Annotated in this window: 25 protein-coding genes and 1 tRNA gene; 16 read left to right on the forward strand and 10 right to left on the reverse strand. The window is 61.3% G+C overall.

From position 1 onward, the window contains the following. Positions 1 to 70 precede the first annotated feature (70 nt). Together sodB and xseA are read right to left on the reverse strand one after the other, a co-directional pair. Positions 71 to 649, reverse strand: a complete 579-nt coding sequence (sodB, locus tag ABD022_RS02265) for a superoxide dismutase [Fe] (protein WP_325124947.1) — start codon at positions 647 to 649, stop codon at positions 71 to 73. A gap of 110 nt (positions 650 to 759) precedes the next feature. Next, entirely contained in the window at positions 760 to 2,064 is a 1,305-nt protein-coding gene (gene xseA, locus ABD022_RS02270; protein WP_343819826.1) for an exodeoxyribonuclease VII large subunit, read from the reverse strand. A gap of 316 nt (positions 2,065 to 2,380) precedes the next feature. Here xseA and ABD022_RS02275 point away from each other — a divergent pair, with 316 nt between their 5' ends. The 9 genes from ABD022_RS02275 (at position 2,381) to rpsT (ending at position 9,020) form a co-directional block, all read left to right on the forward strand. Continuing rightward, entirely contained in the window at positions 2,381 to 2,989 is a 609-nt protein-coding gene (locus tag ABD022_RS02275) for a MotA/TolQ/ExbB proton channel family protein (RefSeq protein ID WP_325124951.1), read from the forward strand. Further along, positions 2,986 to 3,399: an ExbD/TolR family protein gene (locus ABD022_RS02280; RefSeq protein WP_325124953.1), complete on the forward strand. Its 414-nt coding sequence runs from the start codon at positions 2,986 to 2,988 to the stop codon at positions 3,397 to 3,399. Before ABD022_RS02275 ends, ABD022_RS02280 begins: the two co-directional genes overlap by 4 nt. 34 nt (positions 3,400 to 3,433) lie before the next feature. Next, positions 3,434 to 4,510 carry a tetraacyldisaccharide 4'-kinase gene (lpxK, locus tag ABD022_RS02285; RefSeq protein WP_325124954.1) on the forward strand — a complete coding sequence of 359 codons (1,077 nt, stop codon included), beginning with the start codon at positions 3,434 to 3,436 and terminating at the stop codon, positions 4,508 to 4,510. A gap of 121 nt (positions 4,511 to 4,631) precedes the next feature. Further along, positions 4,632 to 4,811 (forward strand): Trm112 family protein, encoded by a 180-nt coding sequence (locus ABD022_RS02290; RefSeq protein WP_325124956.1) that lies wholly within the window; start codon positions 4,632 to 4,634, stop codon positions 4,809 to 4,811. Then, positions 4,808 to 5,587: a 3-deoxy-manno-octulosonate cytidylyltransferase gene (kdsB, locus tag ABD022_RS02295; protein ID WP_325124958.1), complete on the forward strand. Its 780-nt coding sequence runs from the start codon at positions 4,808 to 4,810 to the stop codon at positions 5,585 to 5,587. Before ABD022_RS02290 ends, kdsB begins: the two co-directional genes overlap by 4 nt. Before the next feature lie 71 nt (positions 5,588 to 5,658). Further along, a complete protein-coding gene (gene adk, locus ABD022_RS02300) occupies positions 5,659 to 6,327 on the forward strand; it encodes an adenylate kinase (protein WP_325124960.1) in 669 nt (222 codons plus the stop codon). Between the two features lie 18 nt (positions 6,328 to 6,345). Next, positions 6,346 to 7,104, forward strand: coding sequence for a 3-hydroxyacyl-CoA dehydrogenase (locus tag ABD022_RS02305; RefSeq protein ID WP_325124962.1), 759 nt, complete (start codon positions 6,346 to 6,348; stop codon positions 7,102 to 7,104). A 49-nt stretch (positions 7,105 to 7,153) separates the two neighbouring features. Continuing rightward, positions 7,154 to 8,710, forward strand: coding sequence for a murein biosynthesis integral membrane protein MurJ (gene murJ, locus ABD022_RS02310; protein WP_343819828.1), 1,557 nt, complete (start codon positions 7,154 to 7,156; stop codon positions 8,708 to 8,710). 46 nt (positions 8,711 to 8,756) lie between these two features. Beyond that, the gene (gene rpsT / locus ABD022_RS02315) at positions 8,757 to 9,020 is read left to right on the forward strand and encodes a 30S ribosomal protein S20 (protein ID WP_043683041.1); all 264 of its coding nucleotides are present in this window, start codon (positions 8,757 to 8,759) and stop codon (positions 9,018 to 9,020) included. Between the two features lie 137 nt (positions 9,021 to 9,157). Here rpsT and argF read toward each other — a convergent pair whose 3' ends face one another. Beyond that, positions 9,158 to 10,099 carry an ornithine carbamoyltransferase gene (gene argF, locus ABD022_RS02320; RefSeq protein ID WP_325124968.1) on the reverse strand — a complete coding sequence of 314 codons (942 nt, stop codon included), beginning with the start codon at positions 10,097 to 10,099 and terminating at the stop codon, positions 9,158 to 9,160. A 145-nt stretch (positions 10,100 to 10,244) separates the two neighbouring features. Between argF and ABD022_RS02325 the strand changes: the two genes are divergently transcribed. The 3 genes from ABD022_RS02325 (at position 10,245) to ada (ending at position 12,384) form a co-directional block, all read left to right on the forward strand. Next, positions 10,245 to 10,577, forward strand: a complete 333-nt coding sequence (locus tag ABD022_RS02325) for a DUF3579 domain-containing protein (RefSeq protein ID WP_343819831.1) — start codon at positions 10,245 to 10,247, stop codon at positions 10,575 to 10,577. 111 nt (positions 10,578 to 10,688) lie between these two features. Beyond that, positions 10,689 to 11,339, forward strand: coding sequence for a DNA oxidative demethylase AlkB (gene alkB, locus ABD022_RS02330; RefSeq protein ID WP_325124972.1), 651 nt, complete (start codon positions 10,689 to 10,691; stop codon positions 11,337 to 11,339). A gap of 127 nt (positions 11,340 to 11,466) precedes the next feature. Beyond that, positions 11,467 to 12,384, forward strand: a complete 918-nt coding sequence (gene ada / locus ABD022_RS02335) for a bifunctional DNA-binding transcriptional regulator/O6-methylguanine-DNA methyltransferase Ada (RefSeq protein WP_325124974.1) — start codon at positions 11,467 to 11,469, stop codon at positions 12,382 to 12,384. Positions 12,385 to 12,461: 77 nt separating this feature from the next. On the opposite strand, the gene argG is transcribed toward ada, so the two are convergent. Next, positions 12,462 to 13,805: an argininosuccinate synthase gene (argG, locus tag ABD022_RS02340; protein WP_325124980.1), complete on the reverse strand. Its 1,344-nt coding sequence runs from the start codon at positions 13,803 to 13,805 to the stop codon at positions 12,462 to 12,464. 39 nt (positions 13,806 to 13,844) lie between these two features. Beyond that, on the reverse strand, positions 13,845 to 15,083 hold the full coding sequence (locus ABD022_RS02345; protein ID WP_343819835.1) for an alpha/beta hydrolase: 1,239 nt from the start codon (positions 15,081 to 15,083) through the stop codon (positions 13,845 to 13,847). 196 nt (positions 15,084 to 15,279) lie between these two features. On the opposite strand from ABD022_RS02345, the gene ABD022_RS02350 reads away from it, so the two are divergent. From ABD022_RS02350 to ABD022_RS02360, 3 genes are all read left to right on the forward strand, one after another. Next, a tRNA-Ala gene (locus ABD022_RS02350) sits at positions 15,280 to 15,355 on the forward strand. Positions 15,356 to 15,539: 184 nt separating this feature from the next. Further along, the gene (locus ABD022_RS02355) at positions 15,540 to 16,772 is read left to right on the forward strand and encodes a tyrosine-type recombinase/integrase (RefSeq protein WP_343819837.1); all 1,233 of its coding nucleotides are present in this window, start codon (positions 15,540 to 15,542) and stop codon (positions 16,770 to 16,772) included. Positions 16,773 to 16,828: 56 nt separating this feature from the next. Continuing rightward, complete coding sequence (locus tag ABD022_RS02360; protein ID WP_343819839.1) at positions 16,829 to 17,800, forward strand: hypothetical protein; 972 nt, start codon at positions 16,829 to 16,831, stop codon at positions 17,798 to 17,800. Positions 17,801 to 17,809: 9 nt separating this feature from the next. On the opposite strand, the gene ABD022_RS02365 is transcribed toward ABD022_RS02360, so the two are convergent. The 5 genes from ABD022_RS02365 to ABD022_RS02385 form a co-directional block, all read right to left on the reverse strand. After that, the gene (locus ABD022_RS02365) at positions 17,810 to 18,943 is read right to left on the reverse strand and encodes a YagK/YfjJ domain-containing protein (RefSeq protein WP_343819840.1); all 1,134 of its coding nucleotides are present in this window, start codon (positions 18,941 to 18,943) and stop codon (positions 17,810 to 17,812) included. Positions 18,944 to 19,329: 386 nt separating this feature from the next. After that, positions 19,330 to 19,812: a helix-turn-helix transcriptional regulator gene (locus tag ABD022_RS02370; RefSeq protein ID WP_343819842.1), complete on the reverse strand. Its 483-nt coding sequence runs from the start codon at positions 19,810 to 19,812 to the stop codon at positions 19,330 to 19,332. Positions 19,813 to 20,341: 529 nt separating this feature from the next. Beyond that, positions 20,342 to 21,238 carry a recombination directionality factor gene (locus ABD022_RS02375; protein ID WP_343819844.1) on the reverse strand — a complete coding sequence of 299 codons (897 nt, stop codon included), beginning with the start codon at positions 21,236 to 21,238 and terminating at the stop codon, positions 20,342 to 20,344. A 76-nt stretch (positions 21,239 to 21,314) separates the two neighbouring features. Beyond that, positions 21,315 to 22,304, reverse strand: coding sequence for a YqaJ viral recombinase family nuclease (locus tag ABD022_RS02380; RefSeq protein ID WP_343819845.1), 990 nt, complete (start codon positions 22,302 to 22,304; stop codon positions 21,315 to 21,317). Positions 22,305 to 22,406: 102 nt separating this feature from the next. After that, the gene (locus ABD022_RS02385) at positions 22,407 to 23,366 is read right to left on the reverse strand and encodes a DUF932 domain-containing protein (protein ID WP_343819846.1); all 960 of its coding nucleotides are present in this window, start codon (positions 23,364 to 23,366) and stop codon (positions 22,407 to 22,409) included. Between the two features lie 506 nt (positions 23,367 to 23,872). Between ABD022_RS02385 and ABD022_RS02390 the strand changes: the two genes are divergently transcribed. Beyond that, positions 23,873 to 25,486 (forward strand): RNA-directed DNA polymerase, encoded by a 1,614-nt coding sequence (locus ABD022_RS02390; protein ID WP_343819847.1) that lies wholly within the window; start codon positions 23,873 to 23,875, stop codon positions 25,484 to 25,486. Positions 25,487 to 25,805 lie beyond the last annotated feature (319 nt).

The following is a 25,805-nucleotide window of genomic DNA, read 5'->3' on the forward strand; positions in this document are numbered from 1 at the left end:
CGTTTCGGCAGGAAGGACCTGCTCCCGAGCCCGGGCCGAGGCGCCGCGACAGGCGGCACCCCGTGCAGGATCAGGCCAGGTTGGCCGCCGCGAAGTCCCAGTTCACCAGGTTCCAGAAGTTTTCCAGGTACTTGGGACGGGCATTGCGGTAGTCGATGTAGTAGGCGTGTTCCCAGACATCACAGGTCAGCAGGGCCTTGTCGGCCGTGTTGACGATGGTGCCGGCATTGCTGGTGTTGACGATGTCCAGGCTGCCATCGGCCTTCTTCACGAGCCAGGTCCAGCCCGAACCGAAGTTGCCGGCGGCGGACTGGGTGAAGGCGGCCTTGAAGGCATCGACGCTGCCCCACTTGGCCTCGATCGCCTGGCGCAGGGCGCCGGAAGGCTCGCCGCCGCCCTTGGGCGACAGGCTGTTCCAGTAAAAGGTGTGGTTCCAGACCTGGGCGGCATTGTTGAACACGCCGCCGCTCGATTTGCGGATCACGTCTTCCAGGCTCAGGGAAGCCAGCTCGGTACCCTCGATCGCCTTGTTCAGGTTCGTCACGTAGGCCTGGTGATGCTTGCCGTAGTGATATTCCAGGGTTTCCTGGGAAATGTGGGGCGCCAGAGCGTCCATCGGGTAAGGCAGCGGCGGCAGGGTAAAAGCCATGACAGTTCCTTCAAAAAGATGTTGCATGCACCACGTCCGGCGCGCCCTGGAACCGAGCCGTCCGGCCGCAATGCAGCCCGGCGCAACGGATCAAGACGCCCCTGGTGTCCCTAGAGCAACACATCGGTCCGTGTCACTTCGGCCTGGGCACGCCCCTGGCCGAACTCGATCTCGATGGGCTCATGAATCTTCAAGTCTAACGCATTTTTGACGATTGCCCCGTCGGCCCGGCGGACCAGCGCATAGCCGCGTCCCAGCACGCGATGAGGGTCCAGCGCCCCCAGGGCAGCCAGGGGGGCTTCCAGCCGCCGATGGCAGTGCTGCAGCAGGCCATCCAGGCCGATGGTCAACCGATCCATCGCCATCGCCGGACGCCGGCGACGTTCCTGCAGCAGCCGGTCCAGGCCGGCCTGCAGCAGCCGGGCGGCAAATTCCAGGCGCTGCCGCCGCAGCTGCAAGCGCTGGACGGGAGAGACCAGCTGGGCACAAGCCCGGTCCAGCCGGATGGCCACGTGCTCCAGGCGCCGCTGCTGGCCCCGTGCGAACAGATCGCACGCAGCCTGCAGGCGTCCCGCGAGCCGGCCGCGCTCCTCGCAGCACAGTTCGGCCGCAGCCGTCGGTGTGGGCGCACGCAGGTCGGCCACGAAATCGGCAATGGTGAAATCCGTCTCGTGCCCCACTCCGCTGATGACCGGAATCGGGCAGGAAGCAATGCGGCGCGCCAGAGCTTCGTCATTGAAGCTCCACAGATCTTCCAGGCTGCCGCCGCCGCGCACCAGCAGCAGCGTATCCACTTCGGCCCGCGCGGCGGCCCGGTCCAGCGCGGCGCACAACTGCGGCGCGGCGTCGCGCCCCTGAACCTGGGCCGGATAGATCACGACCCGCACATGCGGGGCCCGCCTGGCCATGACCGACAGCACATCGCGCAGGGCGGCTGCCGAGAGCGAGGTGACGACCCCCACGGCCTTAGGCAGGACGGGCAGCGGACGCCGCCGCGCGGGGTCGATGAGGCCTTCCTGGGTGAGCCGGTCGCGCAGGCGCAGGAAGGCCTCATGCAGATCGCCCCGCCCCGCCTGGCGCATGGATTCCACCTGCACCTGATAATCGCCCCGAGGCTCATACAGCGAAACCTGGACGCGGAACTCATAGCGGCCGCCGACTTCCGGAATGAAACCCACCGCCTGCGCCCGGCCCCGGAACATCACTGCACGCACGGCTGCGGCTTCGTCCTTGATGGAAAAGTACCAGTGCCCGGACGCGGCCCGGGTGAAATTGGAAACCTCGCCCGCCACCCACAGGCGCGGCACGCCGTCTTCCAGCAATTGCGCCACCCGGCGATTGAGCTGCGACACGGTCAGGACCGCATCGCCGCCCGACTGGCCGTTCTCGGCGATTCTCGGGGCAGAAAAACTCATCAAAACCTATCCACAGAAAGCGCTGCTTTGTCAAACCCGCCTATTTTCGGGCTTATCAGGGGGTCTCATCATGACTCACTTCAAAAAAACATTGCAAGTCATTGATTATCAACAAACTTAAATCCGACACGCGAGTGTGCAAAAAATAACCAATCTAGTACGAAGGGCCATGAAATGAGCGCATCCGGGCTGTTGTGCACAGAATTATCCACAGAAACTGTGGATACCGGCGGGAAAGCCGCGCCCTGATTCAGGTTCAGGCCTTAGAATACGCATTTGCGCCGATTCCCGGCTCCGCATCTCAAGGATCAGGACTGTGCTGGACATCATTCACGCGGCCGGCTGGCCGATCTGGCTGCTGGTCGCCACCTCGGTCATCACCCTGGCGATCATCATAGAACGATTCCTGGCGCTGCGCGCCCGCCTGGTCATGCCCGCGGGTCTGCCCGAGCAGGTGCTCGAACTCATGCGCCGCCAGCAGGACGAACCCGATGCCATCCTGCGCCTGGCACGCGGCAGCCCCATGGGCCGCATCCTGGCCGAAATCGCCGCCCACCGGCACCAGGACGATGCCTGGCGGCTCGCTGCCGTCGAAGCCGTCGGCCGCGACGTATCCTGGCGCCTGAACCGCTACCTGCCCGCCCTGGCGACGATTTCAGTGATCGCCCCGCTGCTGGGCCTGTTCGGCACCGTGGTCGGCATGATCGAAATCTTCGGCGCCTACGATCCTGCCAGTGGCGACCCCGCCCAGCTGGCCCACGGCATCTCAATCGCCCTGTACAACACCGGTTTCGGCATCCTGATCGCCATCCCGGCGCTGGCCTTCCACCGCTATTTCCGCTCGCGTGTCGAATACTTCCTGCACACGATGGAACGCGAGGCCGAGACCCTGAACCGCCTGATCAGCCGGCGCGCCGCCACATGAACTTCCATCATCATCGCGCCCACGACGAGCCCGAGATCAACCTGATCCCGTTGATCGACGTGCTGCTGGTGATCCTGATCTTCCTGGCAGCCTCGACTTCGTTCACCCGCCACCGCCAGCTGCAGGTCGCCCTGCCGCAGGCCCAGGCCCAGGCTCCGGATACTTCGCCCTTCCTGGAACTGGCCATCAGCCGTGACGGGCTGTACGCCCTGGATGGCCATTTCGTGGACGCGGCCGACGACGCCTCCCTGGCCGAAAGCCTGCGCCAGGCGGTCTCCGGCCGTCCGGACATCGCCCTGCGCATCGACGCCGACGGCCAGGCCACCCACGCCGCCGTGGTCCGGGCCTTGGAAGCCGCCCGTCTCGCGCACATCGGCAAAGTCCATTTCCTGACCCAGGCCCGGCCGTGAGGATGCCGGACCGCTCGGGAGGCGAAGAAACCACATGAGCCGCAGGCTCGAAGACCTCATGCTCAAGGCCTGGAGCCGCCGTGGCGGCCTCAGCACCCTGCTGCTGCCCCTGTCCTGGCTCTACGGCCTGGTGGCGGCCCGCCGCCTGCGCGCCCAGGCAAGTGTGGCCTGGAAAGCACCGGTCCCGGTGGTGGTGGTCGGCAATATCCTGGTCGGTGGCACCGGCAAGACCCCCGTCACGATCGCCGTCTGCCAGGCCTTGCGATCCCGGGGCTGGCGGCCCGGAATCATCAGCCGGGGCTACGGAATCGACGTCGGCCCGAAGCCGCGCCTGAGCGACGACGGCGCCGCCGCCGACCGCCTGGGCGACGAACCGGCACTGATCCACGCGTCAACAGGAGCGCCGGTTGCGGTCCATCCCCGACGCGTCCTGGCGGCCACCGCCCTGCTGTCGGCCCATCCCGACACGGATGTGCTGATCGCCGACGACGGCCTGCAGCACACCGCCCTGGCCCGCGACCTGGAAATCATCGTCCAGGACGGGCGCGGCATCGGCAACGGCCGCCTGCTGCCGGCCGGCCCCCTGCGCGAGCCCCCCGGCCGGTTGGCAAAGGCCGACTGGCTCGTCACCCACCTGGCGGCCGGCGAACCCATGCCATCCGGCCCCGCCACTTCCCTTCCCGGCACGGACCCCGCCCCCCGCGCCGTGGTCATGCGCCTGCAGCCGGAGAGCGTCGCGCAGCTGGCCAGCGGCCGCGAGCAGCCCTGGGACGCCTGGCAGTCCGGGCACGGTTCGACACCCTGTGCCGCTGTAGCCGGCATCGGCCGCCCCGAGCGCTTCTTCGCCATGCTGCGCGCCGCCGGCATCACCCTGTCGCGCACCGTGCGGGTTCCCGACCACCAGGCGATCCCCGCGGACACGCTGCGGAACCTGCCCGCCGCCCCGATCCTGATCACGCCCAAGGACGCCGTGAAATGCGCAGCCCCGCACGACCCCCGCCTGTGGGTGGTACGGGCGGCCCCGGCCTTTTCCGACCCATGCTGGCTGGACGATGTGGACCGGGCACTGCGGGGCATCGTCCATGAACGCGAACGGCCCGGCAGCCCCTGAGCGCGGCGATCCGGCCACTCGCACGGCAAACCCCTTCCCGCGCATGGAAACCGGCCGCACAAGCACGGCGGCAGGCATTACACTCTATGCTTCACCACCCTTTCCCGTATCCTGCCCGCCCATGGAAACACGCCTGCTGCAGATCCTAGTCTGCCCCGTGTGCAAGAACACGCTGCGCCACGACCGCGAACGCCAGGAACTGATCTGCGCCGCCGATCGCCTGGCCTACCCCATCCGCGACGGCGTGCCCATCATGCTGCCTTCCGAGGCCCGCTCGCTGGACGCGGCGCCGGCCGCATGAGCTTCATCGTCATCGTCCCGGCGCGCGCCGCCTCCACCCGCCTGCCCGGCAAGCCGCTGCTCGACCTGGGCGGCCTGCCGATGGTGGTGCGCACCGCGCGGCAAGCCGCGCTTTCGGGGGCGTCCCGGGTCCTGATCGCCACCGATCACGCCGACATCGCCCGCGCCGCGGCCGAACACGGCATTCAGGCCCTGATGACCCGCCCGGACCATCCCACCGGCACCGACCGCCTGTCCGAAGTCGTCGAAACGCTGGGCCTGGACGACGATTCCATCGTGGTCAACGTCCAGGGCGACGAACCGCTGATCGACCCTGCCCTGATCGATGCCGTGGCGGACCTGCTGTCACGGCACGCCGATGCGGCCATCGCCACCTGCGCGGCGCCGATCCTCGACGCCGAGACGCTCTTCGACCCGAACGCGGTGAAGGTCGTGCGCGGCGCCCGTGACCGCGCTTTGTATTTTTCCCGGGCGCCCATTCCCTGGGCCCGCGACGCGCTGGCCGACGGACAAAAACGCCTGGCTCCCGGATTGCCGGCCTGGCTGCACATCGGCCTGTATGCCTATCGTGCGGGCTTCCTGCGGCAATTCCCGGAACTGCCCCCCGGGCGGCTCGAACGCGTCGAGTCTCTGGAACAACTGCGCGCCCTGGAACAGGGTTTCCCCATCGTGATCCATGCCACGGACGCCGTTCCGGCGCGCGGGGTGGACACGCCCGAGGACCTGGACCGGGTGCGCGCCCTGTTCAACGACGGAGCATCGCCGCCGCCGGCCTGAATCCCTGCAGGACTTGCTGCGTTGCGGCATAATCGGGAAAACTCAAAAATAGCGATTGATCGGAGGAAATCATGCGTTTGATTCTGCTAGGCCCCCCGGGAGCGGGCAAGGGCACCCAGGCTGCCTACATCACCGAAGCGTTCGGCATCCCGCAGATTTCGACCGGCGACATGCTGCGTGCAGCCGTCAAGGCGCAGACTCCGCTCGGTCTGGAAGCCAAGAAGATCATGGACAGCGGCGGCCTGGTTTCCGACGACATCATCATCGGCCTGGTGCAGGATCGCCTGCAGCAGCCCGACTGTCAGGCGGGCTACCTGTTCGACGGTTTCCCGCGCACCATCCCCCAGGCCGACGCACTGAAGAACGCCCATGTGCCGCTCGATTACGTGATCGAGATCGCCGTCCCGGAGGAAAACATCATCGAACGCATGAGCGGCCGGCGCGTGCACGTGGCCAGCGGCCGTACCTACCACGTCAAGTTCAACCCGCCCAAGCGCGAAGGCCTGGACGACGAGACCGGCGAACCCCTGATCCAGCGCGACGACGACCGCGAGGAAACCGTCCGCCACCGCCTGTCGGTCTACCGCGACCAGACCCGCCCGCTGGTGGATTACTACTCCAGCTGGGCGGCCACCGGTGCGGCCGAAGCGCCCCGCTACGCCCAGATCTCGGGCGTGGGTTCGGTCGACGAGATCCGCGACCGCATCCTCGACATCCTGCGCGCGCACCACACCGCCTGAACGCCACCGGACACCGCCATGGATCTCCGCAACCAAGTCATCCTCGTCACGGGCGGGGCCTCGGGTCTGGGTGCAGGCACGGCACGCGCCCTGACAGCCCAAGGCGCCCGCGTTGTCCTGGCCGACGTTCAGGACGAAGCTGGCCAGGCACTGGCGGCCGAACTCGGCCAGACCTACATCCACTGCGATGTCACCGCCGAAACCGACGCCCAGGCGGCCGTCGATGCCGCTACGGCCCTGGGCACGCTGCGCGGCCTGGTCAACTGCGCCGGCATCGCGCCGGCCGCACGCATCGTCGGCAAGAACGGGCCGCACGAGCTGTCCCTGTTCCGCCGCGTGATCGACATCAACCTGGTCGGCTCCTTCAACATGGCCCGCCTGGCGGCTCAGGCCATGTCGGCCAACGAACCCCAGGCCACCGGCGAGCGCGGCGTGCTCATCAACACGGCTTCGGTCGCGGCCTACGACGGCCAGATCGGCCAGTCCGCCTACGCCGCATCCAAGGCCGGCATCGTCGGCATGACGCTGGCGATCGCGCGCGATCTGTCGCGCCTGGGCATCCGCTGCATGACGATCGCTCCCGGCATCTTCGGCACCCCCATGGTGTTCGGCATGCCACAGGAAGTCCAGGATTCCCTGGCCGCCAGCGTGCCCTTCCCCCCACGCCTGGGCCGCCCAGATGACTACGCCAAGCTGGTGCTCTCGATCTTCGAGAACGACATGCTCAACGGCGAGACCATCCGCCTGGACGGCGCCATCCGCATGGCGCCCAAGTAGATAATATGAGACCCGTGCTGGCCCCCACGCCGCGCGGCCTGCCGGTCACATGAGTCTTCTGCGTTCGGCCGCCACCATCAGCGGCCTGACCCTGTTCTCCCGCGTCACCGGCATGCTGCGCGATGTGCTCATCGCATCGGTGTACGGCGCCGGTCCGCTCACCGACGCGTTCTGGGTCGCATTCCGCATCCCGAACCTGCTGCGCCGCCTGTTCGCCGAGGGCGCCTTTTCCCAGGCTTTCGTTCCCATCCTGGGCGAAGTCCGCCAGCAAGGCGACCATGAATCCCTGCGCCGCCTGCTGGACAGGGTAGCCCTGCTGCTGTTCATCGTCCTGTGCTGCGTGACGGCGGCCGGCATGCTCGGCGCCGCCTGGGTTGTCACCGCCATGGCCAGCGGCCTGCGCAGCGCCGCGCGCGCGCACGAATTCGGCGAAGCCGTGTGGATGACCCGGATGATGTTTCCCTACATCATCTGCATGTCGCTGGTGGCCTTCGCCTCGGGGGTGCTCAACACCTTCGGCCGCTTCGCCGTTCCGGCCTTCACCCCGGTCCTGCTCAACCTGTCGATGATCGGTGCCAGCCTGCTGCTGGCAGACCGCATGGCCGAGCCCATCCATGCCCTGGCGGCCGGGGTGCTGATCGGCGGCGCGCTGCAGCTGACCGTGCAATGGCTCGCGCTGGGGCGCCTGGGCCTGCTGCCACGCTGGGGTCACGGCCTGCGGGCGGCATGGCGTGACCCGACGGTGCGCCGCATCCTGCGGCAGATGCTGCCCGCCACCCTGGGCGTTTCGGTCGCCCAGCTATCCCTGCTGATCAACACCAACATCGCCACCTGGCTCGCGCCCGGCAGCGTCACCTGGCTGTCCTTCGCCGACAGGCTGATGGAGTTCCCCACCGCCCTGCTGGGCGTGGCCCTGGGCACTGTGCTGCTGCCCAGCCTGTCGGCTGCCCACGCCCGCCAGGACCATACCGCCTACAACGCCCTGCTGGACTGGGGGCTGCGCCTCGTGCTGCTGCTGGGCCTGCCGGCCGCGCTGGGCATGGCGCTGCTGTCGGACGGGCTGGTGGCCGTCCTGTTCAACTATGGCGCCTTTTCCCCCACCGACGTCGCGCAAACCCGGCTGGCCGTCATGGCTTACGCGGTCGGCCTGCTCGGCCTGCTGGCAATCAAGATCCTGGCCCCCGGCTTCTATGCCAAGCAGGACATCCGCACTCCGGTGCGCATCGCCATCGCCGTGCTGGTGTTCACGCAGTTGCTGAACCTGGTCCTGGTGCCCTGGCTGGCCCACGCCGGGCTTGCCCTGTCCATCGGGCTGGGCGCCAGCGTCAACGCCCTGACCCTGGTGGTCCTGTTGCGCCGCAGGGGGCTGTACAAGCCCCTGGACGGCTGGCCCGCTTTCTGCCTGCGCCTGCTGCCGGCCCTGGCTGCCCTGGCGGGCGTCCTGATAGCGGCCGACCTGCGCCTGGACTGGATCGAACTGGGCGCCCAACCGGCCATTCGGGCCGCCTGGCTGACGGGGGTTCTGGCCGCAGCCGTCGCAGCCTATTTCAGCGCCTTGTTTTTATTCGGTTTTCGCCCGAAAGACTTTACACGCCGGCGTGCATAGGCTAGAATCGCTGTCTTTGACGCAACCCCGAATACAGATAACCTTTATGGCCAATTCCGCTCAAGCCCGCAAGCGCGCCCGCCAGGCCGTCGCTCACAACAAACACAACGCCAGCATGCGTTCGATGCTGCGCACCGCCATCAAGCGTGTGCGCCAGGCCATCGAAGCGGGCGATCAAGCCGCCGCCAACGAAGTCTTCCGCAAGGCCAGCAGCGTCATCGACCGCGTGGCCGACAAGCAGATCATCCACAAGAACAAGGCTGCCCGCCACAAGAGCCGCCTGTCGGCAGCGATCAAGGCCCTGGCCTGATCCAAGCCCCGGGGGCTTGCGCCATCAAAAAGGACGCCTCGGCGTCCTTTTTGCTTTGGGGCGGATCCTATGAAGCCGGGCCCGCCCCCGGGCAAGGCGCCGCGGGGCGCGGCGCACGAGCCCCAGGTGATATTCAGTCAGGAATCCAGCCGGCCCAGCAACAGGAATTCCATCAGCGCCTTTTGCACATGCAGGCGGTTTTCAGCCTCGTCCCAGACCACGCTCTGCGGGCCGTCGATGACCTCGCCCGTGACTTCCTCGCCCCGGTGCGCCGGCAGGCAATGCATGAACAACGCATCGGGATTGGCGGCCGCCATCATGCGGGTATCCACGCACCAGTCGGCAAAGGCCAGGCGCCGCGCCTCGTTTTCGTCTTCGTAGCCCATGCTGGTCCAGACGTCCGTCGTGACCAGGTCCGCACCCCTGCAGGCTTCCAGGGGATCGTCGAATTCGCGCAGGACGGACGGCGGCTGGCTGCCCACGCGCAGCGGATCCAGGCGGTAGCCGGCCGGCGCAGACACATGCAGCGTGAATCCAAGCAATTCGGCCGCCTGCAGCCAGGTATAGGACATGTTGTTGGCATCGCCGATCCAGGCAACCGTCTTGCCCCGGATCGGACCGCGATGCTCGATGAAGGTCAGGATGTCGGCCAGGATCTGGCAGGGGTGGTATTCGTTGGTCAGCCCGTTGATGACCGGCACCCGCGAATGGGCGGCGAAACGTTCGATGCGGGTCTGCTCGAACGTGCGGATCATCACCAGGTCGACCATGCGCGACACCACGCGGGCAGTGTCCTCGATGGGCTCGGCGCGACCAAGCTGGGAGCCTTCTGTGGTCAGGTAGATGACCGAGCCCCCCAGCTGGTACATCCCGGCCTCGAACGACACCCGGGTGCGGGTACTGGCCTTTTCGAACACCATGGCCAGGTTGCGGTCGTGCAGGGTGTGATGCGGCAGGTAGCGCTTGAACTTGTCCTTGATGAGGCGCGCCCGGTCGATGACGTAGAGAATCTCGTCCTCGGAAAAATCACGCAGCTGCAGAAAATGACGCAAAGGCCCGGTCGGATTGGCGGAAGACATGTCACACCCTGAGTAAAACGGCCATATTACCGTGCGTCCCGTACGCGTGCAAAACCTTCGGGGCCCGCGATCGGATACAATGCGCGGCGAAGGGGACGACGCACGACCTTTATCCAGGATCGTGTTCCCTTTTTGGAATCTCCACATGAGCGACCCTGTCCAGTATTTGATCATCCATGGCAAGACCCTGGAGGGCCAGCGGTTCCGGCCCAGCGACTGGGCCGAACGCCTGGCTGGAGTCCTATCCCAGTTCCGGCCGGCGGGTTCCATCGCCAACCCCCTGTCCTATTCCCCCTACGCCATGCCGCGTACCCTGGACGGCCTGCCCTGCGTGATGATCGACCACCGCCTGCGCCGGCTCGAGCCCCTGGCCTGGAAATTCGCTTGCGAATTCGCCAGCAGCAACCGGCTTCAGACCACGGATACATCCGATCGCACCGGCGAGGAAGCCGCGCCTTCGGCGCCCTCGGCTGCCTGATCTCCTCGCAGGCTTTCCCGCCGCGCACGCCCCGCGGATCCGGCAGTGCAGGCCACTCCGGCCGTCCCGGCAGCGATCCGCCCCGGACCCGGGCTGTGTCAAAATCGATCCATGACGACTCCCGATCTGTTCGGCGACCTGGATCCCGGGCGCCGCACGCGCCTGGGACCCGACGCGTGGGTACTGCGAGGCTTCGCCCTGCCCCGCATGGATGCATTGCTGCCGGCCCTGGCCGGCATCGAGGCCGCGTCGCCCTTTCGCCACATGAAGACCCCGGGCGGCTACACCATGTCGGCCGCCCTGAGCAGTTGCGGCAAGCTCGGCTGGACGAGCGACCCACGCGGCTATCGCTATAGCCCCACCGATCCCGAGACCGGTCTGGCCTGGCCTCCGATGCCCGAGGTTTTTTCCCGCCTGGCTCGCGAGGCCGCAGCCGCCGCCGGGTTCGAGGGCTTCGAGCCTGACGCCTGCCTGATCAACCGCTACCTGCCCGGGGCCCGGATGTCCCTGCACCAGGACAGGAACGAGCGCGATTTCGACGCACCCATCGTCTCGGTTTCGCTGGGCATGAGCGCCATCTTCCTGTTTGGCGGTCTCACGCGTTCCGGCAGGGCGGCGCGGGTGCCGCTGCATCATGGGGATGTGGCCGTCTGGGGAGGCGCCGACCGGCTGCGCTACCATGGAATCATGCCGCTCGACGGACAGCCCCATCCGCTGCTGGGCGCCCGGCGCATCAACCTTACCTTCCGCAAGGCCGGCTGACGGCGCTGGATGGGCCGGCTCAGGACACAAGCAGCCAGGCGCCGCCCCCACTGCAGCAAGAAACGGAGTGTCGGCGGCAGACATCCCCTTTAATCTGGCAGGGAACGAGATCCATCAGGACGACGCCATGAACGCCTTTTTCCTCGCCCCCGACGCACCCGGCATCGATGACGCGGGCCGGCAGGGTCCAAGACCCGAGATTCCCCGATCCGATGCTCGGACCCGCCATGCCGCCATCGTGGAACGGGCCTGCCGCGCCATCGAATCGGCCGCCATGCCCCTGTCGCTTGGCGAGCTGGCCGCACAAGCGGGCCTGAGCCCCTATCACTTCCACCGCATCTTCAAGGCAGCGACGGGCCTGACCCCGAAAGCCTATGCCGCGGCATTTCGTGCCCGCCGCCTGCGCGAGGCGCTGGATGCGGCCGGCGGATCGGTCACGGACGCCATCTACGACGCCGGTTTCAATTCCAGCAGCCGCTACTACGAAACCGCCGGGCAGCTGCTCGGCATGCGCGCCCGGGACTACCGGGCCGGGGGTGCCGGCACGGCAATCCGCTTCGCGGTCGGCCAGTGTACGCTGGGAGCCATCCTGGTCGCCCGGAGCCAGGTGGGATTGTGCGCCATCCTGCTGGGCGACGACCCGGACCAGCTGGTGCGGGACCTGCAGGATCAGTTCCCCAGGGCCGAACTGATCGGCGGCGACGCCAGCTTCGAGCGCCTGGTGGCCCAGGTAGTGGGATTCGTCGAAGCACCCGCCATCGGGCTGGAGCTGCCCCTGGACGTGCGTGGCACCGCTTTCCAGCAGCGAGTCTGGCAGGCGCTGCGCGGAATCCCGCCCGGCGCCACCGCCAGCTACGCCGAGATCGCCGCCCGGATCGGTGCGCCCAAGGCTGCGCGGGCCGTGGCGCGGGCCTGCGGAGCCAACCCACTGGCTGTCGCCATTCCCTGCCACCGCGTCGTGCGCCGCGATGGCGATCTGTCGGGCTACCGCTGGGGAGTGGAACGCAAGCGCGAACTGTTGCGGCGCGAGGAAACCCGGCCATAGCTCCCGAATGAAAAAGGCTCCCCGCAGGGAGCCTCGGATCACGCGGAGTGCAAGGGGCGCGCAGCCCCCTGCACGGATTACTTCGCCGGCGTGTCCTGCTTCAGCTGAGGAATGTCCGACTGGCCGGTCTTGGTCAGCAGGCCCGTCTGGGTATAGGTGAACAGCTTGGCACGGGTATCCACGATGTCCAGGTTGCGCATCGTCAGCTGGCCGATGCGGTCCAGCGGCGAGAACATGGACTCGCCCTTTTCCATCGTCAGGCGGTCGGGGTGATAGGTCAGGTTGGGCGAGCGCGTATCCAGGATGGAATAGTCGTTGCCCCGGCGCAATTCCAGGGCGACCTCGCCGGTGATGGCGCGTGCCACCCAGCGCTGGGCGGTTTCGCGCAGCATGATGGCCTGGGGATCGAACCAGCGGCCCTGGTACAGCAGACGACCCAGGCGCAGGCCGTTGATGCGGTACTGCTCGATCGTGTCCTCGTTGTGGATTCCGGTCACCAGGCGCTCGTAGGCGATGTGCAGCAGCGCCATGCCCGGGGCCTCGTAGATGCCGCGGCTCTTGGCCTCGATGATGCGGTTCTCGATCTGATCGCTCATGCCCAGGCCGTGGCGGCCGCCGATGCGGTTGGCTTCGAGCATCAGCTCGACCGGATCGGCATACTCCACGCCATTCAGCGCCACCGGCTGGCCTTGGTCGAAGCGCACCGTGACTTCCTCGGGCTTGACCTCGACTTCGGGCTTCCAGAACGCCACGCCCATGATGGGCTGGACGATGCGGATGCCGGAATCCAGGTGCTCCAGGTCCTTGGCTTCGTGCGTGGCGCCCAGCATGTTGGAATCCGTGGAATAGGCTTTTTCCGCCGACATCTTGTAGTCGAAGCCGTTTTCCTGCATGTACTGGGACATCTCGGCGCGACCGCCCAGTTCGTCGATGAACTGCTGGTCGAGCCAGGGCTTGTAGATCTTCAGGTCGGGATTGGTCAGCAGGCCGTAGCGGTAGAAACGCTCGATGTCGTTGCCCTTGAACGTGCTGCCGTCGCCCCAGATGTGAACGTCGTCCTCGCGCATGGCCGAGACCAGCATCGTGCCCGTGACCGCACGGCCGATGGGCGTGGTGTTGAAGTACGTCACGCCGCCGGTGGAAATATGGAAGGCATTGCATTGCAGGGCGGCGATGCCCTCGGCCACCAGTTGCGCACGGCAGTCGACCAGGCGCGCGCCCTGGGCACCGTAGCGCAGGGCCTTGCGGGGGATCTCGTCGTAATCCGGCTCGTCGGGCTGCCCCAGGTTTGCCGTATAGGCGAAGGGCAGCGCGCCCTTGTTTTTCATCCACAGCAGCGCGGCGCTGGTGTCCAGCCCGCCCGAAAAGGCGATGCCGACCTTCTGCCCGACCGGCAGGTTTTCAAGAATGGTTGTGCTCATGGGGGTCCGGATAAGCCTGAGATTGGAATCAATCCAGCATTATATCGTCGCGGCATGACCCCGGACCTCGTCCAGCCAGTCCATCGCGACGGCCGCCGAAAGTCCCAGGTTGCCTGTCTGGCAATGCCCGTCGGCGCCTTCCTCGGCCGTGAAGACGTGCTCGTCCGCCAGCCCGGCGACCGAGCGCACGAACAGCCGCGACTGGCGCAGCGGTTCGCCCCCCTCGCCCTCGCCCACCAGGGCCAGGCAGGGGCAGGCGATCCGCGCCAGGGCCCCCTCGTCCACCCGGAACTCGCGCAAATAGCGGTAAGTCGACCGGAAACTCGCCTGTCCGAACCGCAGCATCAGGTTGCGGGCCATTTCGCGCGTCTGGGCGTTCATCACCGTATCGGGGATATGCGGCAAATCGTCCGGACCGAAATCGTCGGCATCGGACAGCCCTGCCGGATCCAGGCCGATGAACGAAGTCATGTAGGCATGCAGGTCGACGATGGGCGAATTGGCGATCAGCGCGCCGATGCGCGGCTCGTGGGCTGCGATTCGCACCGCGAAATAACCGCCGAAACTGATGCCCATCAGCGCCAGCCCCTCGGCCCGCAGGCCCGGCAGCGCCAGGGCGCGGTCCACCACGGCTCTTCCGATGCGCTCGAAATCCGGCACGAAGTGGCTGGCGGCATTGAAGCGCCAGGTATCCATCTGGCCCGGCCCGGTGAACAGCAGCAGGTCATGGCCGCGTTCCAGGGCTGCGGCGCCGTAGGCGATGTAGGTTTCCTCCAGCGTCCCGTCGAAGCCGCTGACAATGGCCAGCAGACGATCCCCCGCCGAACCCGGGCCACGCACATGGTAGGCGGGCAGACGCAGACCATCCAGTTCGAACCACCACGGCTCGCAGGCAATCCCGCCGCTGCGCATCGCGGCCAGGAACGCCCGCCGGCTCGCGAGCCCATGCTCACGATGCAGCGAGTCGTCCACCCGCAGGTAGTATTCCGCCGCGCGGTAGCTGTTGCAGGCCACCAGATACTGGTCGCGCGCACTGATCCCATGTCCTCGGGACGCCCGCGCCTCGGCATCGGCCTCCTGGCGGGCGGCCGCCTGGCCGAAGGCGCGCACCCAGGCGTCCGGATCTGCGTCCCCGATCCCGGCGGCCAGCGCCAGGCACTCGCCCACGGCGGCTCCGCCATAGCGCGCCGTGCCCAGCTGGCGCATGAGCTGGAAATCCATTTCGGGATCCGCGAATCCCCGCACGCGCGTGCGCCCGCGCTCCAACGATCCGGCCATGACATGTCCTCCGATGATCGCCGCCCGGCATGAGCGGCCGCAGCCGGGCACAGGGTAGCGCGGCATGCAGGCAGGCTGAATCGGGGAAACCACGACCAGCCAGATTCGCACCCGGATGTACCGGCAGTGGCCTGTCCGATTCTTCATTCCAGCCTTGCCCTCATTGGGATTTTCTGTGCTAGAATGCTCGTCTTTCGGGGACGTAGCTCAGCTGGGAGAGCGTCGCGTTCGCAATGCGAAGGTCGGGAGTTCGATCCTCCTCGTCTCCACCAGAATTCATTCCAGATCAGTACCAAGCGGTCCAAAAAAGGGCTGGAAACCTAGATAAACACTAGATTTCCGGCCTTTTTTTCATTCAGACTCGTCCAAAGGTGTTCGTTGCAAGCCACGGTTTCTTGACGGTAACATCGACGGTAACCCCTATGCTTACCGTCAATTCCGAAAAAAGTTACCGTCATGGCGCTCTCCGAAACCGCGATCAAAACTGCCAAGCCCGGTGAAAAGCCTCGCAAACTATCGGATGAAAAGGGCCTCTACCTACTGCTGCGGCCGAATGGAGGGCGCTGGTGGCGCTTTGACTACCGTTTCGCAGGTAAGAGGCGCACTATCAGCTTCGGGATCTACCCAGACGTGTCACTGAAGGCCGCCCGAGCCCTACGCGACGAGGCTCGCTCCATGGTGGCATCCGGCGTAGACCCTAGCGAACAGCGTAAGACTGAGAAAGCTGCTGCCACGATTGCAGCAGCGAACAGCTTTGAGGATGTGGCTCGCGAGTGGTTTGCGAGACAAAAACCAAACTGGGCAGCAAGCCACGCCGAAAAGGTCATCCAGCGACTGGAACGCGATGTATTCCCCTGGATTGGCTCTCGCCCAATCTCCGAACTGTCCCCTCTTGAGATGCTGTCAGTCGTACGCCGAGTTGAAGCACGTGGAGCAAAGGACACATCCCACCGGGTGATGCAGAATATTGGGCAAATCATGCGTTTTGCCGTAGCAACGGGTCGTGCCGACAGCGACCCTACCCGAGACCTGCGTGATGCGCTCCCCCCTCTCAAGCACAAGCACTTTGCTTCCGTCACAGAGCCAGCCGAAGTGGGAGCCATGTTGCGAGCATTCGATGGATTCACTGGTACCTTCCAGGTCAAATGCGCCCTGCTCCTCGGCCCACTGCTGTTTGTACGCCCAGGAGAGCTTCGCAACGCACGTTGGTCCGAATTCGATCTAGAGGCTGCACAGTGGCTGATCCCCGCTGAACGAATGAAGTCGCGTAAAGACCATGTTGTGCCGCTACCCAAGCAAGCAGTCGCCATCCTGCGCGATCTTTACCCGTTGTCGGGCCACAGAGAGTTCGTATTCCCAGGCCGATCTCCCAAAAAGCCCATGAGCGGCGCTGCCATCAATGCCGCATTACGCCGCCTGGGGTTCGACACCGTCAATGAAATCACGGGGCACGGCTTTAGAGCCATGGCACGGACAATGCTGCACGAGCAGTTGCACTTCGCACCAGAAATCATCGAGCACCAGCTTGCACACCGGGTTGCGGATAGTCTCGGCAGTGCCTATAACCGGACCAAATTCCTGAAAGAGCGTAGAAAAATGATGCAGGTATGGGCCGACTACCTGGATCAGATCAAGGTGAGCGGCGAAGTGGTGCCATTCCCCGGCACCAGAGTTCAAGAACAGGCGTGAATGTGCCTGAGATTCGTCATCGCGCCAGATATTCCCCCCCCGCAGCCACTCCCAAGATGAACAGAAGCATTACTGGATACTGGGACGACTCCAGAAACGATAAAAACATTCCTTCGCTGGTGAAGGATAATCTACGTCCATATACCAGGTCAGATGAAATACACGCACAACTTGCTGACATATGGCGTGCTATTGCAAAGACATATCGATCCGGAGAGTCTTATGATCAATTAATGAAAGAGCTAGAGGTTGCGTTTTCCAATCACACGAAAGCGTATGCCAATGCAGTCACAAATTACATGGCCGTCTGTGAGAAGTACGGCAGCATATACGACACACTCCTCGTGTTTCCGACAGAGAAACAGAAACGGGAGCAAGATGAATACCGTGCAGCACAGGTAGAGTTCGGCAATACGCCTTATGCCCGAGTTTTCGAAGATCTAGGTATGTCAGGACTCCTTGAGAGACTGGCCTTTGACTTAGCTGCTGGTCCTCCATACCAGTTTGGCCGCCTAGCTATCAGGGCAAAAGTCCAGGAAGTATGTCTGCGGTTGATCGAAAGCGATCATGAGGCATCTCTAGGAAACATCAACTCGGCCGCATACATTCAGCACGAAGCACGATGTGCGCTTGATCAACTGTTGGCCATCCATGAAAAGAACTACTTCGTAGGACAGCATTCGCCACAGAAGGCGAATGGTGGCCACGCGAAAGCAAGGGAGCTGCAGGAGGTCAAGAACGAGGTTATCAGGCTCCTTCACGACCTTCGCCCTGAACAAGGCTGGGAAAGCATACAGAAAGCCGCCGATGCCATGCGGGATAGGCTTATTGGCGAGTTTGTGGAAAACACCCTTTTGAGGGAAACGCAAGAAGGTCCAATCACGTTGTTTCAACGCAACCGAGGCATTACAGAAGGATTATCTTCTGATGGAATGGAACGTACCTTGAAAAAGTGGATGGGCACCGGCAAGGATGCCGATGCCAAAGTCCATGCGGCCTTCGAGGCTACGAAAGCATCGAAGGCCTAAAGGACGCAACTACATCCCGCTGGAAAGCTGGCCTGAGGGGCCGGAAACACTACGAGGCCGCCCCCGCTTCGGACCAGGCTTTGGTGTCACCCCTCTGCCGAACGAACGAGCGCCGTCAGGCAGTTTCAACTTTACGCAGGCATCAACCTTGGTCAGATATTCGGCCACGGTGTTTTCAAGATTCTTGCGTGTCTTACGATCACGATAATCGATCAGGCCGATTCCGAGGGAATCAAGGCGGCTATATACGATTTTCCTGCTATTACAATTATAGTACCGGCCTTGATTGTTGGTTACAGCCATCCACCGCTCACCAATCAGTTGCCCGAGCGTGACATCCTCACAGGATTTCTGCCCATCCAGAAACACCAGGGTGTGGTAATGCCACCCGGTCCTTGGGCCATATTCGAGCTTCCAGCAAAAGCCGACCAGCACATCCTTGTCGAGCTTCTGCTTCAAATGCCCCGGCAGGCTTCGAAAAAAAATATCGCGATCCGCTGCCACTTGATCGTGGGGTATTTTGAGACCAAGCGACCAGCCCGTTGCATCGTCGGCCATGTATTCCAGGTCGAGGCGAATGACAAGCAATTTCGAATATGCCGTGAACAATCCGTTGATATAACCGATCAAACTCCGGTGGTTTTTGTTTGCGGAGCGCTCAAAGTTGCGGACCGTCTCCTTGAAATCGGGCCGCTGAGCATCCTGGCGGAGGGCAGTCACCAGGCAATTCAGACATTTGCTCAAATCGTACGCCACAGTCATAGGGAGACGAGGCGTTCTTACATCCATGGAAAGCGGAAAATACTGCCGATTCTGCACAAAGGCCTGCAGGTATGGGTTGACCTGGTAGTTTGGAAACAAATTGGTCAGCGTGTGGGCGAACTGGTCGTGCAGCAGGACAACCAGACTATTGGCCAGATGATTGCGAGGCTTCACCGTAAAGCTCTTCGCGCCGAGCGCATCGATTTTGTTTTCGACGGTAGCAAACAGGTCGCCCTCCGAGCGGGTGATGCATTTCAGGATGTCAATGGCCTTCACAATCCATTGCGCATCGTGATAATCATTGAAAATCACAGACTGTACAGAAGTTCCCGAGAAATCGTGGTATATGGTTTTTCCTTGCATTGCATCAATCATATTCATACATGTATTCCATAGGACAGAGACGAGCTTTTCTTTTCCGCTCATTGCTATCATTGATATTGTGTTGGATGACTCTGACATCCATTGATCACTTTATATCTGGGTGATATTTGGATATCAAAAAAACCTGAATTGCTGTGTATGGAATGCGTCCCCAAAGCCGGAAGGATTCCGGTTGGTGTCTGCACACCACAACGTTCTGCGTACATCGAGTTGGTGCCAACAGCAGCGGAAGCTACTGCATGCACCTTTGTCTGAAACGCGGGGGAATCCTCGACGATCCGAGCCGGTTTGCATGCAGATTGGTTCCCGACGTTGCGATGCGGTCCTGTCCTGCGGGGGCCAGCGCTTCGCCACCCTCGCAGGTCGTTTCGCCCTGTGATGGGCTACTCGTCCGAACGCGCAGCAGCGCGGGCCTTGATCCAAGCCATGACCTCGGCCTCGAGCCACCCAACCGTACGCGGCCCGAGATGGATGCGCTTCGGGAAACTGGCGTCGTACCGTGGCGACAATTTGCGACTGCGGTCGTAAATGGCTGACCGCGACAGTCCGACAAGTTTGCACAACTCGGGCAGGCGAATGATGCGCCCGGCCGTGTGCAGATTGACCGTGGCGGGTGCCTCGACCTCCGCCACGGAATCGGGCGTGTCCGAATCGGCGGCCTGGGCTGCAGGAGCAGCATCGGCCACAGTCACTACGCGATAGCGCTGCGGGAAACGTGCGCGAAACCGTTCGGCACGCGACAATTTAGTGCCAGACGCGCCGGGAGGCGTGGGAAGGGGTACCGACTGGTGAGAGGGTTGTGCAGGTTGAGACATTTCGGACTCCACTTGGGAATAGATAACGGAAAATCGCGCGATGGAATCCATTCTGAGCGAACTACACATCTCCCCACAGTCCGTCTGCTCGACGGAATATATTTACCGAATAGCAGATGTCTTGACTGCAGATAAATTCTGATATAGATCCTTTATCGACATCAGCTCTGGTGTTTGGATCAGTCTCTGACACTCCATGCCTACGCATCGGCTCGACATTTGGTTCAGTGCGGACAGGTGCAGGCGTGCGACAGTGCCAATACTGCGGTCTGCTACGAGCCCCCCAGAGCCGCAACTTGGCGCAGATACTTAGTTCCTCGCACGAGGGGAACAACCCCAGGAGTTTGGTGGCTTCACCTATCCCCCACACCGCCTCCGCCAGCGCTCGGCATCTTGCCGGTCATACCAACAACGACGGCAGTGCTCAATGCCCAGGCGGACGACCACAACGAAGCCCACAAGGGCCAAAATCTGCTTCATGGAACCTCCCTTGCAGAGGCCGCCGTCAAGCGGCCCCCTCTTCCCATTGGATTAGCTTATGCAGTAAAAAACGCCAGATCTGATGCCTACTCGCAGCCCGTCACGCAGCAACTGCGGCCTTGGCCGCAAGCTTGGCCGCGAGAGAGCGCGGCTGGGGCTGCGTCAGATCTGCCTCGTGAGGTGAAACTTTCCCCGACTCTTCCGGGAAAAACTCCTCCGCAACTGCAGGCAGATCCTCGTCGGTTTCCTCGAATGACCCATTCCCAAATCCTAGCCGTGCAGCCTCATCTAGTGCCGCCTGGTCAAAACCCTGTGCCTGACGTTCTGCATCGGCCCTCCGTGCCTCCTGAATGGCATCAGGTAGCGTCATACCGTCGCGAATGACCAGATCGACATAGAAGATGGGTGTCCGGTAGCTTTGCGTCGTGGACTTGCCGCGTAGCTTCAATTCCAGCGGCATCGTCGCCAGAAGGCCCCCAGAGGCGGCGGCGTAATATCGCAGACGGGCGGCCAGCGTCCGGATCGAGTTGTACGAAGTCGTTCGGAAGATGAAAACGCCAATGTCGTCTTCCTCTCCGATCTTCACATACAGCCGTCCGTAGGGCTTGGTGTCGCTCTGATGACGGCAGCAATCCGGGCTGGCGGCACAAGTGATGGTTTCCATGTCTGTGCCAGTCCGGCGCTGGCAAGTCAGCCCATCGCTGATCGCCACGGGTCGGCCCGTCTCCCGGTTGAATTGGACGTATTCGGCCCGCAGGTTCAGGTCGGGATCATTAAAAGGCAGCATGACCGGGATGGTGCGCAGTTTCGTCGCCTGGGATTGCTTCAACAATGCCTCGTGAGCCGGATGCAGAATCCAGCCATCATGGTTCTGTACCTGGGTGGTCAGCGTAAATTGGTCATCTTTCTCGGGCAGTCGCTTGCCGTTTCGTTCGACAACTCGGCCAATGGAGATGCGCCCGACGATGGGCGGGGTGATGGTAAAGCCTTTGAGCATGGTGAGGCTCCTATAAACGAAAAAGGCCCGCCAGAGGCGAGCCACGAGGGAGTGGAATGGGTAGAGGATGCTTCGTTCATGTCAGCACACGAAAGCGCCGGGAACCAGGGCGTGTGCTGGCGTAGGCCACGACCAGCTCCGGGTGATCCAGCAGCAGCCTATCGACATCGAGCAGCGTGGCATCCCGGCTGCGTTTGAAGGTAACGCGGCCTGTCTCGAATTGAGCGCTGTCTGCATTGCCCATGGCTTGCTGCAGGGTCTGCTTCAGATTTTCGGCCTGGGCCTCCCGATCCTTGATGTCGGCCCGCATCATGACCAGATCCGCAAAGGTGGCGGACAGCGTCCGGTCGTCACTGAAATCCACTGTGGGGCCGCTACCGGGATACAGACAACGCAAAGCTCGATCAGCCGACTCTGATCCATCGGCAGGCGGCGGGGTGTCCTTGATGACGTAATCCCAGAACCGGGCTTCAAGCTTGATCAGCCGGTCAATCAGCTCATCGTCACGTTCGATGCGATGAACATCCAGGCGCTGGCCGCACAGCAACACCGCCACATCTGCTGCATGCTTGCCAGTGACGGCCAACTGGTGTTGAACCTGCAACTGCACGTATTCCGGCACACCCTCCCGCCAGAGGGCCGCGCCGTATTCCCCGGCGGTCTTGCACTCCAGGATCTGTACGGCAGGACTGCCAATCACTTCACGGTCGAGATTCGCCAACATGAAAGAGTGCTGGGGGTGCTGTAGAACCGCATTAACTTTGCGTACCTTGCGCTCGGTCTGCTGCGTGTAGGCCGCAGCTACAATCGGCTCCAACAGCGTTCCCCAATAGACAGGTTCCGTGGTGTCTTTGGGATCAGGTTTGGGCAATGTGTCATCCCGCCCGGTTTTTTCCAGCCACAGTTCCAGCGGGCTTTTGTAGGGAGACAGTCCCACGGCTGCGGCTGCATCCGATGCGCCGATGCCGGTCTTTCGGACTTCCAGCCATTCGGTGCGATCCAGTTTTCGGGTATCGACCAGACGTAGCGCGGGGCGGCTATCTGGTTTGCGGTTGGGTAATGCCATGATGAAAACCTCCAGAATGACGAAACCCGGTCAGCGCATAGGCGCTGCCGGGCTTTATGGGGTTGATGGGTGCGAACGGAAGACGTGAACAGCCAACATTCGTCAGGCGACGAGTTTGAGGGCTTCATCCCAGGCTTTCTGCTTGATCGCAGCACCCTGGCCGAACCATGCTGCATCCAGTCGGTGATCCGTACTGCGGGATCGGCGGTGGTGGTCCACGAACTCGGTCACAGAACCCAGCAGCCCCCAGGCGGTGCCAGCAGCCGATCCAAGCTCCGCACCCATGCCGTGCCCGTTGTAGAGTTCCTGGACGCTTTTCAAGGCCCGATTGTTGACGGCTGGCTGCCTACCATCAGCTGCAGCTGGATAGGTCAGCACACGACGCAAGAACGCCTCTGCGGCGGTGTCCGTGATCTTGCAGTCGGCCAGTGCCTTCATGCGAACCATGAAGCTGTCCCAGCTGGATACGGCAATGCCCAGTTGCCGCTTCACGCTGTCAGGATCAAAGACGCTGCGATGCGACACACGCACGGCACCTGCCCCGTCACCCAGGGCAATCGCCAGCGTGTTGTTGCAGACGACCCGGACAGAGGTGAATTGGGCCGTGGTGGCCAATGTGCCGTCGCAAGCCGTAGCCAGCAGCAAATAGCCATTCACCTCATCCCGCCCTTTGAGGACAGCCTTCTGGCCGGTACGAGCCAGCGCCCAGAGCTTGCGTCCGCCCTTCAAAACGCCAGCGGTTTCCAGTTCGTAGCCCCCGGCCTCCGTCAGGTCTTTGTAGAAGGACAGGATTTCCTCCGGCTGCACGACCTGAAAACGGTCAGAGACTACGGACAGTGGGGCTTTGGTGTCCGATCTGTACAGGACTTTCTGGCCGGGAAAAGCATGAATGGAACCCAGGTGGTCTTCTTGGGCGATGTAGCGGACATCCCCTGCTTGGATGTGCCAGTTCATGCCAGCTTGCTGTGCCCAGACTTGAAGCGATTGGTGGCGGGCGAGTTCATTGCCCAGGCCATGCCAGGGCGTTTGGCCAACATAGGCCATGGATTCGACGAGATGCATGTTTTAATCCTTGAAAGAGACAGAAAAACACCCATGCCACTAACTCTGACTGCTAGTGGCGTGGGCGTTATGGTGGTAAACAGGAAAATCTCTACTAAGCCACAGGCATGTGGAACATATGGCCGCAATTTGGCATTCGTAGCTGTCGAGTACCAAGACGTCAAGTTGGCGACTATAGCTATGACCGGTTGAACAACCCATGATGCACCCCAGCAACATGCCCATCAAGCTGCCAGCCAAGCTGCCGATAACACCGATGGTGCTATCGGTCTTGCTGCCGTAGTCTCGTATGATGCTGTATTAGGATTTGCAGCGGGTAATAGGAAAGAGGATATATCAGCTTCGGGGCGGTAGTGGCAGACAGACTTGGACAACCTCGCCCCCCCTGAGGAAAAGATTTTGAGGGTGATATATGGATGAGAAAATCAAAAATAATATTTAGCCACAAAACCCTCATACTTCCGCCTTTCCAATAAGGTCGAATTAATTTCCAAAAAGGTTGCACTGTGGAAAAAGAAGAATTTCATCTGGCAGATCTTGCGATTAATCTGGCAATCGACAGAATTCTTGAAAAAGGGTCTGATGACGTATTTAAACCTCCTGTCTTTTCTCTATCTGTGGAAAGTTCTATTCTTTCAAAAAACGCAGACGCATTTCGTAAAGTTGCTTATGGAAAAGCGCTTGATTTCTTGAAAGCAGCTGACTTAACTAGAGAAAGAATAGGTCCGGCACGCCGCGGCCTTGTCGCGAAAGATAAAAACAGTTTCCGTCAGTGCGCTTGGCTGGACCCCTTTGATGCTGTTAAATATCTAGCTGTTTCATATATGCTTTTCCATGAAATTGAAGCAGCTCGCATCCCCAAGCATGAGCGGATAGTGCATTCGCATCGCTTGTCAGAAAAAAGCGATGAAATATTTGATCAAAATTTTGGATATGACAGTTTTCGCCAAAGATCATCCGAGCTTTCCCGCGATCGTATTGGGAAATGGAAGGTCGTTACGGACATATCGAATTTTTTTGATCGCATAAGCAATCACTCACTTGAAAACCACCTTCTTGATCTTGGATGCAACAAGAAATATGTTTCTCTTGTCCGAGAAATGCTGTATTTTTGGGCGGGCGATCGCAGGAGTTATGGCATCCCTGTTGGTTCTGATGCCAGTCGCATCTTATCCGAAGCGGTTTTATTGGACGTTGATGCCAAGTTAAAAAATTATGGGATTGTTTTTGTTAGGTATGTTGACGATTTCAGAATATTCTCCGAAACAAAAGCTGAGGCATTAAAAGCGATTGAGATTTTGACAAATCTTCTTGCGGACGAAGGATTGTCGTTAAATAACAGGAAGACGGATATCTTTAAAATAGTTGATGCCGAAGAGATTTCTCAGTTTACAAATAAACTATCTGAAGGGGAGCATCAAGGTATAGACCTAGAGGAAAAGATAGAAGTAAAGCGTGCGATCCGTGTAAGCGGCAAATCCTCAATCTCTCGTTTTTACAGGGAACCAGGAAAAGAGGCTCTTGAGAAAATAAAGAAAATATCAAAAGACGAAATAATCAATGGATTCATTAATAGCTCTGATTTTGATATAGAACAACAAATAAAGCTGGTGGTCAAGTATTTTGTATATGTCGACCAAGATGTTGATCTTCTAAAGATTTTAATAGATAAAAAAATAACCTCAATTTTTTATATAGCGGATGCCTTGATTAAAGAAGTGAAAAAATTTGATCAAGAAAAGCGCGAAGCAATAAAGAAAACTATTTTTGATTCTGTTGAGTGGTTGGAGTGCGCCTATCCGTTACAGATCCCAATATTAAGAATTGCAGGCCACCCCTTGTTTATGGAGCCTGGATTTGTGCATGGCGTCATCGATAGGCATTTATACACAGATAATATTATTTTTTTCAGAGAAGCAATCACTCTAGGGGCTCACTGTCTTGATAGGTCTAGATTAAGAACGTTAGCCATGAATGTATTTGAGAATGTTCCTGATTTTGTGCGCCGGCAAATTTATTTTTTGGTAAACAGCAGTGAAATATTATCCGAATCCGAAAGACGACCACTATTGAGAAATATGAAACAGCACATAGATGACTGGTTCATTGGTCAGATTTAGCACTATTTCCTCAGCACGGTTAGGCTTGTAATGAATTATGACTTTTCCAGCACAAGACCCCCTCGCTTAATTTCAGTAAAACTATCATTATTTCTTGGTGAAAAATAATATTTTATATATTTCGAAAACACATCGATCAACAAGAACGTTGCCAGCAGAGACATTCGGGATCATGTTCACGATCTACTACAAAGAAATGGGACGAGACGGCATAAATCGCTGGCGTTCCATCATGGATGCCAGCGACCTCATGAACGAGAGAAAGAATCGGAAATTCTGTACTTTTCGGTATTACCTGCCTCAGCGCAGCTGATCTATA

Origin of the sequence: Castellaniella daejeonensis, from assembly GCF_039523555.1 — a bacterium.
GTDB classification, from domain to species: Bacteria; Pseudomonadota; Gammaproteobacteria; order Burkholderiales; family Burkholderiaceae_B; genus Castellaniella; species Castellaniella daejeonensis.

Bases quoted from the DNA above. Each gene is read 5' to 3' on its own strand.
- sodB (WP_325124947.1), bottom strand. From the start codon at position 649: ATGGCTTTTACCCTGCCGCCGCTGCCTTACCCGATGGACGCTCTGGCG.
- xseA (WP_343819826.1), bottom strand. From the start codon at position 2,064: ATGAGTTTTTCTGCCCCGAGAATCGCCGAGAACGGCCAGTCGGGCGGC.
- ABD022_RS02280 (WP_325124953.1), top strand. From the start codon at position 2,986: ATGAACTTCCATCATCATCGCGCCCACGACGAGCCCGAGATCAACCTG.
- lpxK (WP_325124954.1), top strand. From the start codon at position 3,434: ATGAGCCGCAGGCTCGAAGACCTCATGCTCAAGGCCTGGAGCCGCCGT.
- ABD022_RS02290 (WP_325124956.1), top strand. From the start codon at position 4,632: ATGGAAACACGCCTGCTGCAGATCCTAGTCTGCCCCGTGTGCAAGAAC.
- kdsB (WP_325124958.1), top strand. From the start codon at position 4,808: ATGAGCTTCATCGTCATCGTCCCGGCGCGCGCCGCCTCCACCCGCCTG.
- adk (WP_325124960.1), top strand. From the start codon at position 5,659: ATGCGTTTGATTCTGCTAGGCCCCCCGGGAGCGGGCAAGGGCACCCAG.
- ABD022_RS02305 (WP_325124962.1), top strand. From the start codon at position 6,346: ATGGATCTCCGCAACCAAGTCATCCTCGTCACGGGCGGGGCCTCGGGT.
- murJ (WP_343819828.1), top strand. From the start codon at position 7,154: ATGAGTCTTCTGCGTTCGGCCGCCACCATCAGCGGCCTGACCCTGTTC.
- rpsT (WP_043683041.1), top strand. From the start codon at position 8,757: ATGGCCAATTCCGCTCAAGCCCGCAAGCGCGCCCGCCAGGCCGTCGCT.
- argF (WP_325124968.1), bottom strand. From the start codon at position 10,099: ATGTCTTCCGCCAATCCGACCGGGCCTTTGCGTCATTTTCTGCAGCTG.
- ABD022_RS02325 (WP_343819831.1), top strand. From the start codon at position 10,245: ATGAGCGACCCTGTCCAGTATTTGATCATCCATGGCAAGACCCTGGAG.
- alkB (WP_325124972.1), top strand. From the start codon at position 10,689: ATGACGACTCCCGATCTGTTCGGCGACCTGGATCCCGGGCGCCGCACG.
- ada (WP_325124974.1), top strand. From the start codon at position 11,467: ATGAACGCCTTTTTCCTCGCCCCCGACGCACCCGGCATCGATGACGCG.
- argG (WP_325124980.1), bottom strand. From the start codon at position 13,805: ATGAGCACAACCATTCTTGAAAACCTGCCGGTCGGGCAGAAGGTCGGC.
- ABD022_RS02345 (WP_343819835.1), bottom strand. From the start codon at position 15,083: ATGGCCGGATCGTTGGAGCGCGGGCGCACGCGCGTGCGGGGATTCGCG.
- ABD022_RS02355 (WP_343819837.1), top strand. From the start codon at position 15,540: ATGGCGCTCTCCGAAACCGCGATCAAAACTGCCAAGCCCGGTGAAAAG.
- ABD022_RS02360 (WP_343819839.1), top strand. From the start codon at position 16,829: ATGAACAGAAGCATTACTGGATACTGGGACGACTCCAGAAACGATAAA.
- ABD022_RS02365 (WP_343819840.1), bottom strand. From the start codon at position 18,943: ATGAATATGATTGATGCAATGCAAGGAAAAACCATATACCACGATTTC.
- ABD022_RS02370 (WP_343819842.1), bottom strand. From the start codon at position 19,812: ATGGATTCCATCGCGCGATTTTCCGTTATCTATTCCCAAGTGGAGTCC.
- ABD022_RS02375 (WP_343819844.1), bottom strand. From the start codon at position 21,238: ATGCTCAAAGGCTTTACCATCACCCCGCCCATCGTCGGGCGCATCTCC.
- ABD022_RS02380 (WP_343819845.1), bottom strand. From the start codon at position 22,304: ATGGCATTACCCAACCGCAAACCAGATAGCCGCCCCGCGCTACGTCTG.
- ABD022_RS02385 (WP_343819846.1), bottom strand. From the start codon at position 23,366: ATGCATCTCGTCGAATCCATGGCCTATGTTGGCCAAACGCCCTGGCAT.